Source organism: Calidifontibacter indicus, from assembly GCF_003386865.1.
GTDB classification, from domain to species: domain Bacteria; phylum Actinomycetota; class Actinomycetes; order Actinomycetales; family Dermatophilaceae; genus Yimella; species Yimella indica.
The window spans coordinates 1,478,312-1,492,257 of sequence record NZ_QTUA01000001.1 but is presented as its reverse complement, the minus strand read 5'-3'; the positions used below and the strand labels follow the sequence as shown (position 1 = coordinate 1,492,257).

The window sequence follows — 13,946 nt, the reverse complement described above, 5'->3', positions numbered from 1 at the left end:
CGCGGTGGAGTTCGCCGAAGCTGCGTTAGCCCTGGTCGCCGTCGTCGTCGCGGTGACGGCCGGTTGCCGAAGGCTGAACCTGTCCGCACCGCTGGTGCTCACCGCCATCGGCGCGGCGGCGTCGTTCGTTCCGGCGATGCCCGACGTTCATGTCGAGCCGCACGTGGTGCTGCTCGGCTTCCTGCCACCGTTGCTCTACGCCGCCGCGATCAACACCTCGCTCATCGACCTCGGCCGTGAGCGCCGGCAGATCATCGGGCTGTCCGTGTTCCTCGTGCTGGCAACGGCATTCGCTGTCGGACTGGTCACCTGGGGGCTCATCGCCGCGGTGCCCTTCGCGATCGCGCTGGCACTCGGTGGAGTGGTCGCGCCGCCGGACGCCGTGGCCGCCACAGCCGTCGCTCGACGCATCGGACTGCCCCGGCGCATCGTGTCGATCCTCGAGGGCGAGTCGCTGTTCAACGATGCGACGGCGCTGGTGATCGTGAGCCTGTCGATCGAGGCTGCCACCCACGAGGTGACCGGCCTCGACGTGCTCGTCTCGTTCCTCCGCTCGGCCGTCGGTGGCGTGCTGATCGGTTTCGTCACCTACAAACTGATCCGGCTGATGCGCCGGCGCCTCACCGACACACTCGCCAACGTCGCGATCTCCTTCATGGCGCCGTGGGTCGCCTACATCCCGGCCGAGCTCGTGCACTCCTCCGGTGTGGTCGCCACGGTCGTCGCGGGCGTGCTGCTCGCGCACACGGCGCCCACCGACCAGACGGCGTCGTCGCGGGTGGCCGAGCGGATGAACTGGGCGACGATCCAGTTCATCCTGGAGAACCTCGTCTTCCTGCTGATCGGCCTGCAGGCCCGCACCATCCTGGACGAGATGCGCGACTCCCCGCTGGGGCTCGGTCGCAGTCTCCTGGTGGCGCTGGCTGTGCTCGCCACCGTCATGCTCGTGCGCCCGTTGTGGTTGCTGGCGTGGGCCTGGATCGGCCGCATCCGTCGATCGCAGCAGAGCCTGTCGTTGCGCGAGAGCGCGGTGGCTTCCTGGGCGGGCATGCGCGGCGTGGTCACCTTGGCCGCTGCGTCGCTGCTCCCCCTCGACGCTCCCGAACGCGGTGTGCTCGTCTTCACCGCGCTCGTCGTCACGGTGGGCACCCTTGTGCTGCAGGGCTTTACGCTCGGCAAGGTGGCACGTGCTCTCGACCTGCACGGCCCCGACCCGCGCGAGGACGCCCTGCAGTACGCGCAGATGCTGCAGATGGCGGTGGCGGCCGGCAACAACCGGCTCGACCAGATCGCAGCGCAAGAGGACGTGCCCGAAGGTGTGGTCGCAGCACTGCGCGCCCAGGGCGAACGGCGCACGAACATGGCTTGGGAGCGCCTCGGCAACAACCACACGGACGAGGTCACGCCCGCCGAGCAGTACCGCCGGTTGCGCGAGTCGATGCTCGAGGCCGAACGCACCAAGGTGCTGAAACTGCGGGACAAAGGTGTCATCGACCACGAGGTGATGTCACAGATCCTGGAGAGCCTCGACATCGAGGAGTCGATGATCGCGCGGACGAGCGAACGCAACGAGGCGGTGCGCGACAGCCTGCTGCTCACGCCGGAGAGCCGTCAGTTCGACTGCGAACACCTGCGGGCCGCACCCAGTTATGTCGAACCGCTCAACCACGACGAGGGCTGCGCCGACTGCACCCGGGAAGGGCTCACCCCCGTGCACCTGCGGCTGTGCCTCACCTGCGGCTACGTCGGCTGCTGCGACTCCTCCGAGGGCAAGCACATGAGCAAACACCAGGCCGCCGCCGCGCACCCGGTGATGCGTTCGTTCGAGCCGGGCGAAGCCTGGCGGTGGTGTGCCGTGGACGAGGTGCTGGGGTAGTTCGGAGCGTCGAGACGCTCAGTTTCTCGGCGCGGCTGGTGTGGTGCCCAGCATCACGAGGTGCTCGGCCAACCCGTCGATGCTCGGCCTTCGCCCCTCACCACCGGTACGACGAACTCGTCTGCGACCGTTCGGTATCGGGTGATCGCGCGCCCGGCGCGGGGCTGGCGCTCAACGATTTCCAGAGCACCGAGTGTGAGCCATCGCTTGACCCAGTGGTGCACCTTCGACATCGGCTCGTCGAGACAGTCGACCGCTTCCTGCGCCGAACACGGACGCTCGAAGAACGGCGCGAGGTAGCTGCCGCCGCGTGGTGCGGCGAGTGCCTTGGCCAGCGCAGGATCTGTCACCCGATGGACGCGTCTCACCCACTGAGGTGACAGGCGTGGTGATCGAAGTAGAGCCCGTCCTATTGTGCTCGCCGTGGGAAACGTCTGGCGTCGCGAACGCATCTTCTGGAGATCGATGTGGCGGGCCTCCGCCGCGGCGACGGTGTTCGGCTGGATCCTCGTGGTCGTCATCGGGGTGTCGACGTACGTCACGATGTGGGCGAGCGCCCGCCTGGTCGCCGCGCTCGGCGGCGACCACAGCGACGTCCACGGCTGGCTCGTCGCAACCGTGGCCGCGATGCTCGTCCAGCCCGTCGCGGTCAATGTGCTCGCCTGGGTGGGCGAAGCGCACCAGGCAGCGGTCACCCGCGGCCAACACGCTCGCCTCGCCGCCGTGGCGAACGCCCCGCACGGCATCGCTCACCTCGAGGACGCCGAGGCCTCCGGACGACTTGCCGGGGCGCTCGGCGACGTTCGCGGCCAGTTCGGACTCACCTGCATCGGCGAGGCATGGCGCTCGATCTACCTGCGCACCACCGGAATTGCCGCACTGCTGATCCTCGGACGCTGGTCGTGGCTCGCCGCCGCCGTGCTCCTGCTGCTCCAGTGGGTCTCGGGTCGGGCCTTCACCGCGTACCTCACGCAGTTGCAGCGCGACCTGCTCGACAACGCCTCCCATCAAGGGCGCCGGGCGCACTACCTGCAACGTCTGCTCCTGGAGAAGTCGGTCGGCAAGGAGGTGCGCCTGTTCGCACTCACCGATCACCTGCTGCGGTGGCACGAGACCATCTGGCGGGCAGCCCAACTCGGCATCGAGAACCGCCGCAACAAGGCGCTGCGGCCGGCCCTGGCGACGTCCGTGGTGATGGTCGTCGGCACGGGCGCGGCCGTCGGCCGGCTGGTCTTCGACGCATGGCAGGGCACGGTGTCGACGGCCGTGCTCGTCGCGGCATTGCAGGCCGTCGGTGCGATGTCGGCCTTCGGGCCGCTCGGCGACACCTCGTCACAGGCGACACGGGCGCGCCTGTTCGCCGAGGCCGTGCACGACCTCGAGTCCCAGGTCGCTTCGCCGCCCGTTGCCATCGCCGGGCCGCCGACCGACTCGGGGCGAGCCGCCGAGATCTGCGTCGATGATGTGAGTTTCGCCTACCCCGGTCGGGAAACGCCCGTCTTCCAACACCTTTCGCTGCACATTCCGGCAGGCCAGTCGGTCGCCGTCGTCGGGGTGAACGGCGTCGGGAAGTCGACGCTCATCAAGCTGCTGGCCGGCCTCTACCCGTCGAGCAGTGGCACGCTGCGGGTCGACGGACGTGACCCGTTCGCCGATGACGCCGCGCGTCGTCGCGTGGCCGTGATCTTCCAGGACTTCGTGCGCTATCACCTGTCGCTGCGCGAGAACGTGCTGCTCGGGGTGCCCGACGCCAGCGACGACGACGCCTACGCGGCCCTCCGGGCCGCCGCCGCGTCCGACGTCCATGACCGCGTGGGTTCGCTCGACACTCCCCTCGACCCCGGTTACGACGGCGGCACCGATCTGTCCGGGGGCCAGTGGCAGCGAGTGGCGCTCGCCCGGGCGTTCGCCGCGGTCGCGGCCGGCGCCGGAGTGCTGGTGCTCGACGAGCCCACGGCCGCGCTCGACGTGCGGGTCGAGGCCGAGATTTTCGAGCGCTTCCTGGAGAGCACCCGCGGCATGACGACGATCCTGGTCAGCCACCGGCTCTCCAGCGTGCGGCACGCCGACCGCATCGTCGTGCTCGGCCCGAACGGTGTCGAGGAGGACAGCTCGCACGACGAGTTGCTCAGTGCGGGAGGCGAATACGCCGCAATGTTCCGGCTGCAGGCGAGTCGGTTCGCGGCGAGCGGCTCGACCGATGAGCCGGACGGTGACCAGAGCGGCGAGCACGACGAGGTGATGTCCCAATGAGCGCGACCGTCGCCGAACCCGGGGTGCGCCCGTCCGTCTGGCTCGTCGTCTCCTCGAGCTGGCGCAGCGGACGCCTCGCCTTCTTGATCAGCCTGCTCGAGGTGGTCAGTCGAGTGCTGCAGTCGCTGAATCCACTGTTCGTCGGGTTCGTCGTGACCGGTGTCATCGAACACCGCCTCGGGTTGCTCGTCGGTGGCGCCGCCGGCCTGGCCTGCTCGCAGGGCCTGATCTTCCTGTTGATGTTGATCGGCGTGCACGAGCGCATGCACGTCAACGACCGGGTCGGGTTCGCGTTCGACCAATGCATCGGACGCCGCAGCGGCCTGACACCGACGATGGACCACCTGGTCGACCCCGCCTACCAGGATCGGCTGCAGACCCTCACCGAACGCCAGGGCGCGATGGGCATGGCCTTCCAGTCGCTGGTCAACACGCTCAACAACCTGTCGGGTGCCGTGGTCACCTTCGTGGTCGCCTTCCTGATCGATCCGCGCTTGTTGCTGCTGGTGCTGGTCGCCGTGCCGGCGGCTCTCGCAGCCCAACGGACGGCGTCCTGGGAGTCGGCCGCGGAGGCCGAATCCGCGTCGTCCGGAAGGCTTTCGGAGCACCTGATGAAGGTGCTCACCAGCGCCGGCCCGGCGTCCGAGCTGCGCGTGATGGGTGCACGCGCACGCATCGCCGAGCGTGCCGATCGCGCGGTGCGCGCCTGGCGGGCGCCGTACGTGCGCGCGTCGGCCCGCGGCAGCGCGCTCAACAGTCTGATCAGCCTCGTCTACCTCGGCGCAGGCGGAGCGATCCTGTGGTGGATGGTCGACGATGCGCTGCGCGGCCGGCTCGGTGTCGGCACGCTCGTCGCCGCCGTCGTCGTGCTCGGTGACCTGCGCGACTCCTCAGAGTCGATGCTCTGGACCACCAACCTCGCCGCACGGATGATCCGCGTCGGACGCCGTGTGCTCTGGCTCGAGCGCTACGGCGAGCAGTCGGTCGCACGGCACACCGGAAGCGGCGCCGCGCCGTCCCGGATCGAGCGCGGCATCAGCCTGCGCGACGTCACGTTCACCTACCCCGGAGCGAAAAAGGCCACGTTTCAAGGGCTTTCGATCGACCTGCCCGCGGGCGCGACCATTGCCGTGGTCGGCGAGAACGGCGCCGGCAAGTCGACCCTGGTCAACGTGCTGACCGGCATGTACGACCTCGACGCCGGGTCGATCGAGATCGACGGGCGACCGCTCACCACGCTCGATCTTGCCCAGTGGCGTGCGGCGAGCTCCGGCGCATTCCAGGACCACGCCCGGTTCGAGTTCACCGCGCGAGACGCCATCGGCATCGGCGACCTGCAGACCGAACCCACCGACGCCGTCGTGCTGGCGGCGCTGGCGCGAGCGGCGGCCACCGACGTCCTGCGCGCGCTGCCCGACGGACTCGATACCCAACTCGGCCCGGAGTGGGGAGGCGTCGGGCTCTCCGGCGGCCAGTGGCAGCGTCTCGCGATCGCGCGCGGCATGATGCGCGGGCGCCCGCTGCTGCAGGTGCTCGACGAACCCACCTCCGCGCTCGATCCGGCCACCGAACACGCGCTCTTCGACGGCTACGCCGACGCCGCCCGCCGCACCCGGGACAACGGCGGTATCACGGTGCTGGTCACCCACCGGTTCTCGACCGTCTCGGCCGCCGACCTGGTGGTCGTGATGGCCGACGGCGCGGTCGCCGAGATCGGCACCCACGACGAACTCATGGCCGCCGACGGCACCTACGCCCATCTGTACTCCCTGCAGGCTGCCGGCTATCACTGACAGCCACGTCGGGTCAGGGGTGGTCGGCCATACCCAGCACGAGGGTCGGTCGGTTCGAGCAGCGGGTGGATCCTGAGACGACCTCGCACATCCCGCCGCTCCGGACGCGGGCCGGTCGATCGAGCCCGGTGCCGTACGGTGTACTCCGTGCGTTTCGTGCTCGCCTCCGCCTCCCCCGCCCGCCTCGCGACCCTGCGCTCCGCCGGAGTTCAGCCTGAAGTGATCGTGTCGGGGGTCGACGAACCGGCAGCGACTCGCGAGGCCGAACAGCGCTACGGCATCCTCGAACCGGCCGATGTCGCGCTGGTACTGGCTCGCGCGAAGTGTGAGGACGTCGCGTCCCGCGACGAGTCGGACGACGCACTCGTGCTCGGCTGCGACAGCGTCCTGGAGTTCGAGGGTGCGGCGTACGGCAAGCCCGCCGATGTTGCTGACGCGACGGCCCGGTGGCAGCGCATGCGCGGCAAGTCGGGGGTGCTGCACTCCGGCCACTGGCTCATCGACAACCGTGACGAAGGCACCGGCGCGACCTTCGGCGTCACGGCCAGCACGGTCGTGCACTTCGCCGACATCGACGACGAGGAGATCGAAGAGTACGTCGCGACCGGCGAACCGCTCTGGGTGGCAGGTGCGTTCACGGTCGACGGACTCGGTGGTCCGTTCGTCACCAGCATCGAGGGCGACTACCACAACGTCGTCGGGGTGAGCCTGCCCGCGCTGCGCGAGCTGCTGCACGAGATCGGCGTGGCCTGGCACGACCTGCGTTCCAGCACAACGCAATCCGCGTAATTCACCGTCGGCTGGGTCGGCGTTCCTGGGTTGGGCCGCCACCGGCAGTGTCACGCCGGCGGGTCGGGCGGATTGCTACATCGGCCGGTGTCGGTGTCGGGGTAGGTGACGTAGCGGCGGCCGGTGCGGCTGATCCAGGTGCAGATGCCGTCGTCGGTCATCTCGACGTCCCAGTGGCCTTTGGTTTTGGCGTCGTGGTGGTGTCGGCACATCGCGGCGAGGTTGGCGCCTTTGGTGTCGCCGGTGGGCCATTCATCGACGTGGTCTTCGTCGCAACGGATCGCGGAGCGGCTGCATCCTGGGAACCGGCATGACTGGTCCCTCAATTGGACGAACTCCCGGACCTTCGGTGGTGGTTCGTAGCGTGCCGACGATGTTTCTGCGGTGATGCCGGTGTCGGCGTCGAACGACACGCGGGTCAGGCGGCAGCCGAACCGTTCGACCAACGCATCGACAGTGTCCGGAGCGACCAACCCGATGCCGGGGATCTCGGCCCAGTCGGTGCGGGTGCTCCCACGAGCGTCACCACCTGGCGGTCTGGTCGAGCCGGGCGGTTCGTCTGATTCGTCTGTGGCCCAGCTGTTTTCGGGAGGGCCCGCAGTGTCCGTGCGTCGACGATTGTCGTCACAGGCCTCGGCTGCCCGCGCCTCCGTGCTACTCGCGGCGCCGCTGGTACCACGACCGTCCGCACCACCAGCACTGCCGTTGTTGCGGCTCTCGTTGTTGCGACTGTCGTTGTTGCTGCAGTCGCTGCTGCCGTCGTGGTTATCGCTGGTGGCGTTGGTGCGTTCGAAGGGGACGTGGATGACGAGGTGGACCCCGATGTCGCAGCCTTGGGTGACCAGGTCGCACAACGCGTCAAGTCGCAGCTGACCCAACGTCGGCTTGACCGTCGGCTTGAACGCTGCACCTGCCTCCGAACCCTGCTCCGAACCTTGCTGCGGATCCTGCGGGTAGTGCTCGGGGTGCGCTTCCGCGTGTTGTTCGGGGTGTTTACGCCAGGTGTCGGCCAGTTGGTCGAGCGCGGCGTGGATCTTCGCGATCTGATCCGCCGGACCCACCGCACGCAGTTCGGACAGTCCGGGGATGTCGGAGGCGTCGGCCCAGACCCCGGTCGCTTCCCGTGCCGTCCGCTTCTTCGATTGTTTGGCGGCGTCGGCTTCCCACCGGGTCACCAGTGCCCGCACGGTCGACTTCAGTTTCTGGAACCCCCACGAACCGAATCCACGCGACCCCAACAACTCGGCCTCGACCATCGCCGCCGTCGTGGTGGTGGCGTCGGCGAGTTCGGACGCAACGAGGCTCACCTTCCAGAACGGCACCCCCCCCCCCCCGCAACCGCCGCCTCGACCAACCGCGGGGTCTTCGTACACGCCGTCACCGCGGCACTCAACCGGGTGGAAGCGGTGCGTGGTGCGAGTTGGCAGGCGGCGGCCAAATCGGTGTCCGCGAAGTCGGCCCGATGCCCGAGCGGCCGTTCCACCGGCACCGCGAACCCGGTGTCGGAGTCGATCACCTCCCGGTCGATCGCGGCATACCTCGCCATCGCGATCGCCGCAGCACCTTGCACCACCGACCCCGTCACCGCGGCCGCGCGGATCGTCTCCTCCAACGACCGCAACTCCTCCACCGAGGAGAGCCGGCTCAACGGGTGCCCGTCGCTGAGGCGCGCACCGTCGCCGGAGGGACTGTCGGTGGCGCGGATGGTGTCGGTGTCGATCTTGGCGAACGCGTCCCGACACAACTGGGCTGCCGCGGCCAGCATGTCGGTGGGTGAGGAGTGTTCGGTGATGACCGGCCGCACCCGATACGTCTTGCGACTCAACACCGATTCGAGCAGCTCGAGTTCGACCTCGCTCAGGGGCTCGTCGATCTCGTAACTAGTGGTCATGAATCAAACATATGTGCGACCACCGACAACCACCATCAGTCGCAGACGAACCGTGGAGAACCGGCACCGCCCGGGTGGGCTGTGGATCAAATCCCGTTGGGAATCATCGGGTTTCGACTCGGTGACCAACGAATGCTTGTCAATGCCGGTGGTGGCAGTCACTGGACCACAGACCAAGGCTCACGCAGCCGGGACGGCTGAGCCCCGTAGCAGGAACGAAGTGACTGCTACGGGGCTCAACGCCGAAGGAGGCTGCAGAAGAGGCAGCGCAAGGCCCACGCAGGCGGGACGGCTCGTGCGGGCAGCGACGAAGGAGCGCCCGGACGAACGCCGAAGGAGCCTGCAAGTAACAACGAGCGGCTGCAGCTCACCCATCGATCTCGTCCGTCTCGGATCCTGGGATCGTGGCCGACGGCATCCCCGCGTCCGGACGCTCTCGACCGAACGGCATCGGACGCGTCTCCCCTTCGCGCAATTCCTCCTCGGTCGGAGGCTCGAACGACACCTCGATCTCCTGGAAACCCTTGGCGCGCATCGATTTCGCCTGACCGGCGTAGGCCCGCTCGTCGCCGGCCGTGAGATCGACGTCGTCGGTGAACGGCGTGAGCAGCGCCCGCGGATAGAGCTTGCGACGCAGCACGACATCGATCTCCATCGACACCACCGCGAGAACCGCGGCCACGTAGATGAAGGCGAAGATGCCGAGCACGAACGCGAAGATGCCGTTGATCGCCGACGCGTGCTTGATGACGGTGTTGACGTAGCTGGCGCCATAGACCTTCAGCACCTCCCAGCCCACCGCCATGACGAGCGCACCAACCCACAGGTCGGCCAGCTTCAGGTTGGCGGCGGTGCCCATGCTGAAGGCGGCGAGGAAGACCGCGAACGCGAGCACCACCCCGAGGACGTGGATCGCGACGGTCGCCGGCGTGCCGGAGATGTACCGCTGCACCACGACTCCGGCGATCGTCGTCAACAGCAGTCCGGCACCGACGGTCAGCAGCAGCACGATCGAACGCCCGCGCGCCGCAAACGGATTGGGCCGACTGTTGCGGGGCACCTGCCAGACGATGTTGGCGGCGTACTGGAACGCCTGCGCCGCGCCGAGCGCTCCGTAGAGCGCACCCAGCACACCGATGACCACCGCGCCGACACCGCCGTCGAGTGCCCCCGGCGCTTTCAACTGGTCACCGATCACCGGAAACTCACCCAAGGCCGAGTCGATCAGCCACTGCTGCCAGTCGGGGTGGCCGCGCAGCACCCAGCTCAGCACGGTCGACACGAGCAGCAGCACCGGCACGATCGACAGGAACAGGTAGTAGGTCAGCAGCGCAGCGAGATACGCACCCAGATCGTCGAAGAACTTGTAGCCGACCGCGATCGGGAAACCCAGCACCGGGTGGCGGCGCTGGAGCCGGTCGACCCGATCACTGAACGACATGCCCGAAACCTACCCGGCGCCGCGTACCGTATCGGCTAGGACTCACCCGCCGACTGGAGCACGATGGCTGACAAACACGATCCGGCCGACCCGGAACACTTCGGCATCATGGACCTCTTCGACTCAGACGAGGACGACTTCGACGAGCCGGACGACGACACCGGCACCAACGAAAACGTCGACGAGGACGAGGACGAGGGCCGTTACCGCGCCAGCGCCGGTATCGCACCCGGCATCGTCGGGGCAGGTGCCGTGGCCGCGCTGGTGCTCGCCGGACTCACCTGGTGGGCCGGGCGTGCGAGCGCGGCACCGGAGCCGGGCACGTCGACCACGACGGTCACCCAGCCGGCCCAGACGGTCACCGGCTCCGGCGAGGTGCGCACGGTGACGAGCACGACCACCACGACGGAGGCCGGCTCCGCGCCCCAGGCGAGCACGGTCATCCGCACGGTGCAGGGTCCGGTGCGCACCGTCGTCCGCACGGCCGCGCCGCGGACTGTGACCAGCACGGCGTCGGCCCCGGCACAGACAGTGACCGCGACCGGCGCCGCACAGACGGTGACGGTGACCGCACCGGCCCCGCCGGCTGCCACCGTCACCGTGCAGCAGACGGTGACGGTCACCGTCGCGGTGCCTCCCGGCCAGGCGAACTAGCGACCCGCTGCTGATCGGGCGTCCGATCAGACCAGCTGGATCAGACCAGCGGGATCAGACCGGCGGGATCGAGCGTCGCCGGGTGCTGAAGTGGCGATCGCGACCGGCGGCGTAGCGCAACCGGTGCAGCAGTTCGCCGCGCAGCTGCGGCGCCTCCACGACGTCGTCGATCACCAGGTCGGCTGCGAGCCGCTCCAGGTCGACGTCCTCGAGGTATTCCTCGCGGCGGGCCTGCACGAACGCCTCACGTTCGGCCTTGTCTTCGATCGCGGCAATCTTGTTGGCGTACACCGCATTCACCGCGGCTTCGGGGCCCATCACGGCGATGCGTGCGGTCGGCAACGCGATCGTGGCGTCGGGGCCGAAGCCCGGGCCACCCATCGCGTAGAGGCCGGCGCCGTAGGCCTTGCGGATGACGACACAGAACTGCGGAACCGTGGCCGACGACACGGCCGACACCATCTTCGCGCCGTGCCGGATGATGCCGCCGCGCTCGACCTCTGAGCCGATCATGAAGCCGGGCACGTCGGCCAGGTAGAGGATCGGGATGTTGTAGGCGTCGCACATCCAGATGAAGCGCGATGCCTTGTCGGCGGAGTCGGTGAACAGCACCCCGCCCTTGACCGCCGAGTTGTTGGCGATGATGCCGACGGTGCGACCTTCCATCCGGCCGAAGCCGACGACGAGCTCGGCGGCGAACAGCGGCTTGATCTCGAAGAAGCTGTCGTCGTCGACCAGACCGTCGATCACGTCGTGGACGTCGAAGGGCTGGCTCTCGACCTCCGGCACCGATTCCTCGGTGAGCGGCTCGGCCGGCTCCTCCGGGTCGTAGACCGGTCCGTCGGTGTGCCAGTTGAGCGGCAGGTAGGAGAAGAACAGCTTCGCCAGCTCGATGGCCTCCTCATCGTCCTCGGCGAGCAGGTCGCCGACGCCCGACTGGGTGCAGTGCATCCGGGCGCCACCGAGTTCCTCCAGCGACACCTTCTCCCCCACGACCATCTCGGCCATGCGCGGCGAACCGAGGTACATCGACGCGTTGCCCTCGACCATGATGATCAGGTCGGTGAACGACGGGATGTACGCGCCACCGGCGGCGGACGGCCCGAACAGGCAGCAGATCTGCGGCACCTTGCCCGAGAGCGCCACCTGGTTGTGGAAGATGCGGCCGGCGCCGCGACGTCCGGGGAACATCTCCACCTGGTCGGTGATGCGGGCGCCGGCGGAGTCGACCAGCCAGAAGACCGGCAGGTCTTCGCGTAGTGCCATCTCGGTGGCACGCACGATCTTCTCGACCGTGCGAGAACCCCAGGATCCGGCCTTCACCGTCGGGTCGTTGGCGATCGCGATCGCCGGACGGCCGTCGACAGTGCCGCGTCCGGTGACCACACCGTCGGCCGGCAGACCCTTGGCGGTCGCGTTCGCGTAGCGGCCGTCCTCGACGAAGGATCCTTCGTCGAACAGCAACGAAATGCGCTCTCGCACATAGAGTTTGTTCTGCGACTTGAGCTTCGCCGCGGCCGATTCGGTCGGTGCCGCCGACGCTTCGTACGCCGCGTGCAGGCGGGCGCGGACGTCCTCGACCCGCGCGTCCTTGGGGTGGCTCACGAGTTGAGTCCGTAACCGCGGGCGATCAACATGCGCTGCACTTCAGAGGTCCCTTCGCCGATCTCCAGGATCTTCGCGTCGCGGTAGAACCGCGCCACCGGGAACTCTTCCATGAATCCGTTGCCGCCGAAGATCTGCGTGGCCATCCGGGTCGCGCTCACCGCGGCCTCGGAGGAGTAGAGCTTGGCGATCGACGCGGCCCGCTTCACCTCGGTGACGCTGCGCCGGCCGGCCTCCATCTCGTCCTTCAGCCAGGCGGCCTTGTAGGTCAGCAGACGGGACGCCTCGACCATGACGGCGAGGTCGGCCACCTGGAAGGACACGCCCTGGTTGGTGCCGATCGGGCGACCGAACGCCATCCGGGTCTTCGCGTACTCGGCGGACGCCTCCAGGCAGGCCTGCGCCAGACCCACCGCGAGCGCGGAGATCGCGATGCGACCGTCGTCGAGCGTCTTCAGGAACTGCTTGTAGCCCTGGCCGCGCTCACCGAGCAGGTTCTCCTCGGGCACGACGCAGCCGTCGAAGCTGAGTCCGTGGGTGTCGGAGATGTGCCAGCCGAGCTTGTTGTAAGCCGGCTCGACGGTGAATCCCGGTGTGCCGGAAGGAATCATGATCGCGCTGATCTCGGGCTTGCCGTCGGCCGATTCGCCGGTGCGGGCGGTCACGGTGACGACGGAGGTGCGGTCGGTGCCGGAGTTGGTGATGAACGACTTGGCTCCGTTGACGGTCCACTGGCCGTCGGCGAGCGACGCGCGGGTGCGGGTGCCACCGGCGTCGGAGCCGGCCTCGGGCTCGGTCAGGCCGAAGCCGGCGAGTGTCTTGCCGGCCACGAGGTCGGGCAGCCACTGCTGCTTCTGCTCCTCGTTGCCGTAGGTCAGGATCGGGTTGATGCCGAGACCCACACCGGCCGAGAGCGTGATACCCATCGACTGGTCGACCCGGCCGAGCTCCTCGATGGCCAGGCACAGGTAGGTGAAGCCGCCCTCCTCCAGGCCGGCGCCGCCGTACTCCTCGCCGACGACGAGGCCGAAGAGGCCGAGCTCGCCCATCTGCGGCACCAACTCGGACGGGAAGTGGTGGTCCCGGTCCCACTGTTCGACATGCGGAGCGATCTTGTCCTCGGCGAAGTCTCGGACGAGACGGCGGAAGTCCTCGTGGTCCTTGGACAGCTCGAACATCGACGGCCTTTCGATCGTGGCGTGGGTCACTGCTTGACCTTTACGTAAACGTAAAGCATGCTCGCTGGTCATGACAAACCCGCCCGAGCGCACCTGGACGATCGCCGAACTCGCCGACGAGTTCGGCGTCACCCATCGCTCGCTGCGGCACTACGAAGACCTCGGCATGCTCGGCCCGGAGCGCGTCGGCAGCGCCCGCGTCTACCACCGCAGCGACCGCATCCGGTTGCAGCTGATCCTGCGCGGTCGACGCCTCGGCATGTCACTCCCCCAGATCCGCACGATCGTCACGATGTACGACCAACCACCGGGTGAGATCGGCCAATTGGAGTATCTGCTGGGCGAATTGGCGGATCGGCGGGCAGATCTCGAGCAGCGCCGACGCGACCTCGAGCAGTCGCTCGCCGAGCTCGACGAGATCGAGGCACGCTGCCGGGCCGACCTCGACCGACTGCGCCGACCGTGA

The 13,946-nt window shown here is 68.5% G+C and carries 12 protein-coding genes; 6 read left to right on the top strand and 6 right to left on the bottom strand.

The window, feature by feature from the left end; genetic code table 11:
* The first annotated feature begins 4 nt into the window (after positions 1-4).
* A complete protein-coding gene (locus tag DFJ65_RS07115) occupies positions 5-1,876 on the top strand; it encodes a Na+/H+ antiporter (protein ID WP_115922432.1) in 1,872 nt (623 codons plus the stop codon).
* 53 nt (positions 1,877-1,929) lie between these two features.
* Here the strand turns inward: DFJ65_RS07115 and DFJ65_RS07110 are convergent, their stop codons facing one another.
* A complete protein-coding gene (locus DFJ65_RS07110; RefSeq protein WP_115922431.1) occupies positions 1,930-2,226 on the bottom strand; it encodes a hypothetical protein in 297 nt (98 codons plus the stop codon).
* A gap of 73 nt (positions 2,227-2,299) precedes the next feature.
* On the opposite strand from DFJ65_RS07110, the gene DFJ65_RS07105 reads away from it, so the two are divergent.
* The 3 genes from DFJ65_RS07105 (at position 2,300) to DFJ65_RS07095 (ending at position 6,711) form a co-directional block, all read left to right on the top strand.
* Positions 2,300-4,129 (top strand): ATP-binding cassette domain-containing protein, encoded by a 1,830-nt coding sequence (locus DFJ65_RS07105; protein WP_147301347.1) that lies wholly within the window; start codon positions 2,300-2,302, stop codon positions 4,127-4,129.
* Positions 4,126-5,922: an ABC transporter ATP-binding protein gene (locus DFJ65_RS07100; protein ID WP_115922429.1), complete on the top strand. Its 1,797-nt coding sequence runs from the start codon at positions 4,126-4,128 to the stop codon at positions 5,920-5,922. Before DFJ65_RS07105 ends, DFJ65_RS07100 begins: the two co-directional genes overlap by 4 nt.
* 138 nt (positions 5,923-6,060) lie before the next feature.
* Positions 6,061-6,711, top strand: a complete 651-nt coding sequence (locus DFJ65_RS07095; RefSeq protein WP_115922428.1) for a Maf family protein — start codon at positions 6,061-6,063, stop codon at positions 6,709-6,711.
* Positions 6,712-6,761: 50 nt separating this feature from the next.
* Here DFJ65_RS07095 and DFJ65_RS07090 read toward each other — a convergent pair whose 3' ends face one another.
* From DFJ65_RS07090 to DFJ65_RS07080, 3 genes are all read right to left on the bottom strand, one after another.
* Entirely contained in the window at positions 6,762-8,018 is a 1,257-nt protein-coding gene (locus tag DFJ65_RS07090) for an HNH endonuclease signature motif containing protein (RefSeq protein ID WP_170144020.1), read from the bottom strand.
* Entirely contained in the window at positions 8,015-8,602 is a 588-nt protein-coding gene (locus DFJ65_RS07085; RefSeq protein ID WP_115922426.1) for a hypothetical protein, read from the bottom strand. Before DFJ65_RS07085 ends, DFJ65_RS07090 begins: the two co-directional genes overlap by 4 nt.
* 367 nt (positions 8,603-8,969) lie before the next feature.
* Complete coding sequence (locus tag DFJ65_RS07080; RefSeq protein WP_115922425.1) at positions 8,970-10,043, bottom strand: YihY/virulence factor BrkB family protein; 1,074 nt, start codon at positions 10,041-10,043, stop codon at positions 8,970-8,972.
* A gap of 63 nt (positions 10,044-10,106) precedes the next feature.
* Between DFJ65_RS07080 and DFJ65_RS07075 the strand changes: the two genes are divergently transcribed.
* The gene (locus tag DFJ65_RS07075) at positions 10,107-10,697 is read left to right on the top strand and encodes a hypothetical protein (protein ID WP_115922424.1); all 591 of its coding nucleotides are present in this window, start codon (positions 10,107-10,109) and stop codon (positions 10,695-10,697) included.
* A gap of 54 nt (positions 10,698-10,751) precedes the next feature.
* Here the strand turns inward: DFJ65_RS07075 and DFJ65_RS07070 are convergent, their stop codons facing one another.
* A complete protein-coding gene (locus DFJ65_RS07070; protein WP_115922423.1) occupies positions 10,752-12,302 on the bottom strand; it encodes an acyl-CoA carboxylase subunit beta in 1,551 nt (516 codons plus the stop codon).
* A complete protein-coding gene (locus DFJ65_RS07065; RefSeq protein ID WP_115922422.1) occupies positions 12,299-13,480 on the bottom strand; it encodes an acyl-CoA dehydrogenase family protein in 1,182 nt (393 codons plus the stop codon). Before DFJ65_RS07065 ends, DFJ65_RS07070 begins: the two co-directional genes overlap by 4 nt.
* 70 nt (positions 13,481-13,550) lie before the next feature.
* On the opposite strand from DFJ65_RS07065, the gene DFJ65_RS07060 reads away from it, so the two are divergent.
* Positions 13,551-13,946: a MerR family transcriptional regulator gene (locus DFJ65_RS07060; RefSeq protein ID WP_115922421.1), complete on the top strand. Its 396-nt coding sequence runs from the start codon at positions 13,551-13,553 to the stop codon at positions 13,944-13,946.

Coding starts and splice junctions, on each gene's coding strand:
- DFJ65_RS07060 (WP_115922421.1), top strand. CDS start 13,551: ATGACAAACCCGCCCGAGCGCACCTGGACGATCGCCGAACTCGCCGAC.
- DFJ65_RS07100 (WP_115922429.1), top strand. CDS start 4,126: ATGAGCGCGACCGTCGCCGAACCCGGGGTGCGCCCGTCCGTCTGGCTC.
- DFJ65_RS07075 (WP_115922424.1), top strand. CDS start 10,107: ATGGCTGACAAACACGATCCGGCCGACCCGGAACACTTCGGCATCATG.
- DFJ65_RS07065 (WP_115922422.1), bottom strand. CDS start 13,480: ATGTTCGAGCTGTCCAAGGACCACGAGGACTTCCGCCGTCTCGTCCGA.
- DFJ65_RS07080 (WP_115922425.1), bottom strand. CDS start 10,043: ATGTCGTTCAGTGATCGGGTCGACCGGCTCCAGCGCCGCCACCCGGTG.
- DFJ65_RS07085 (WP_115922426.1), bottom strand. CDS start 8,602: ATGACCACTAGTTACGAGATCGACGAGCCCCTGAGCGAGGTCGAACTC.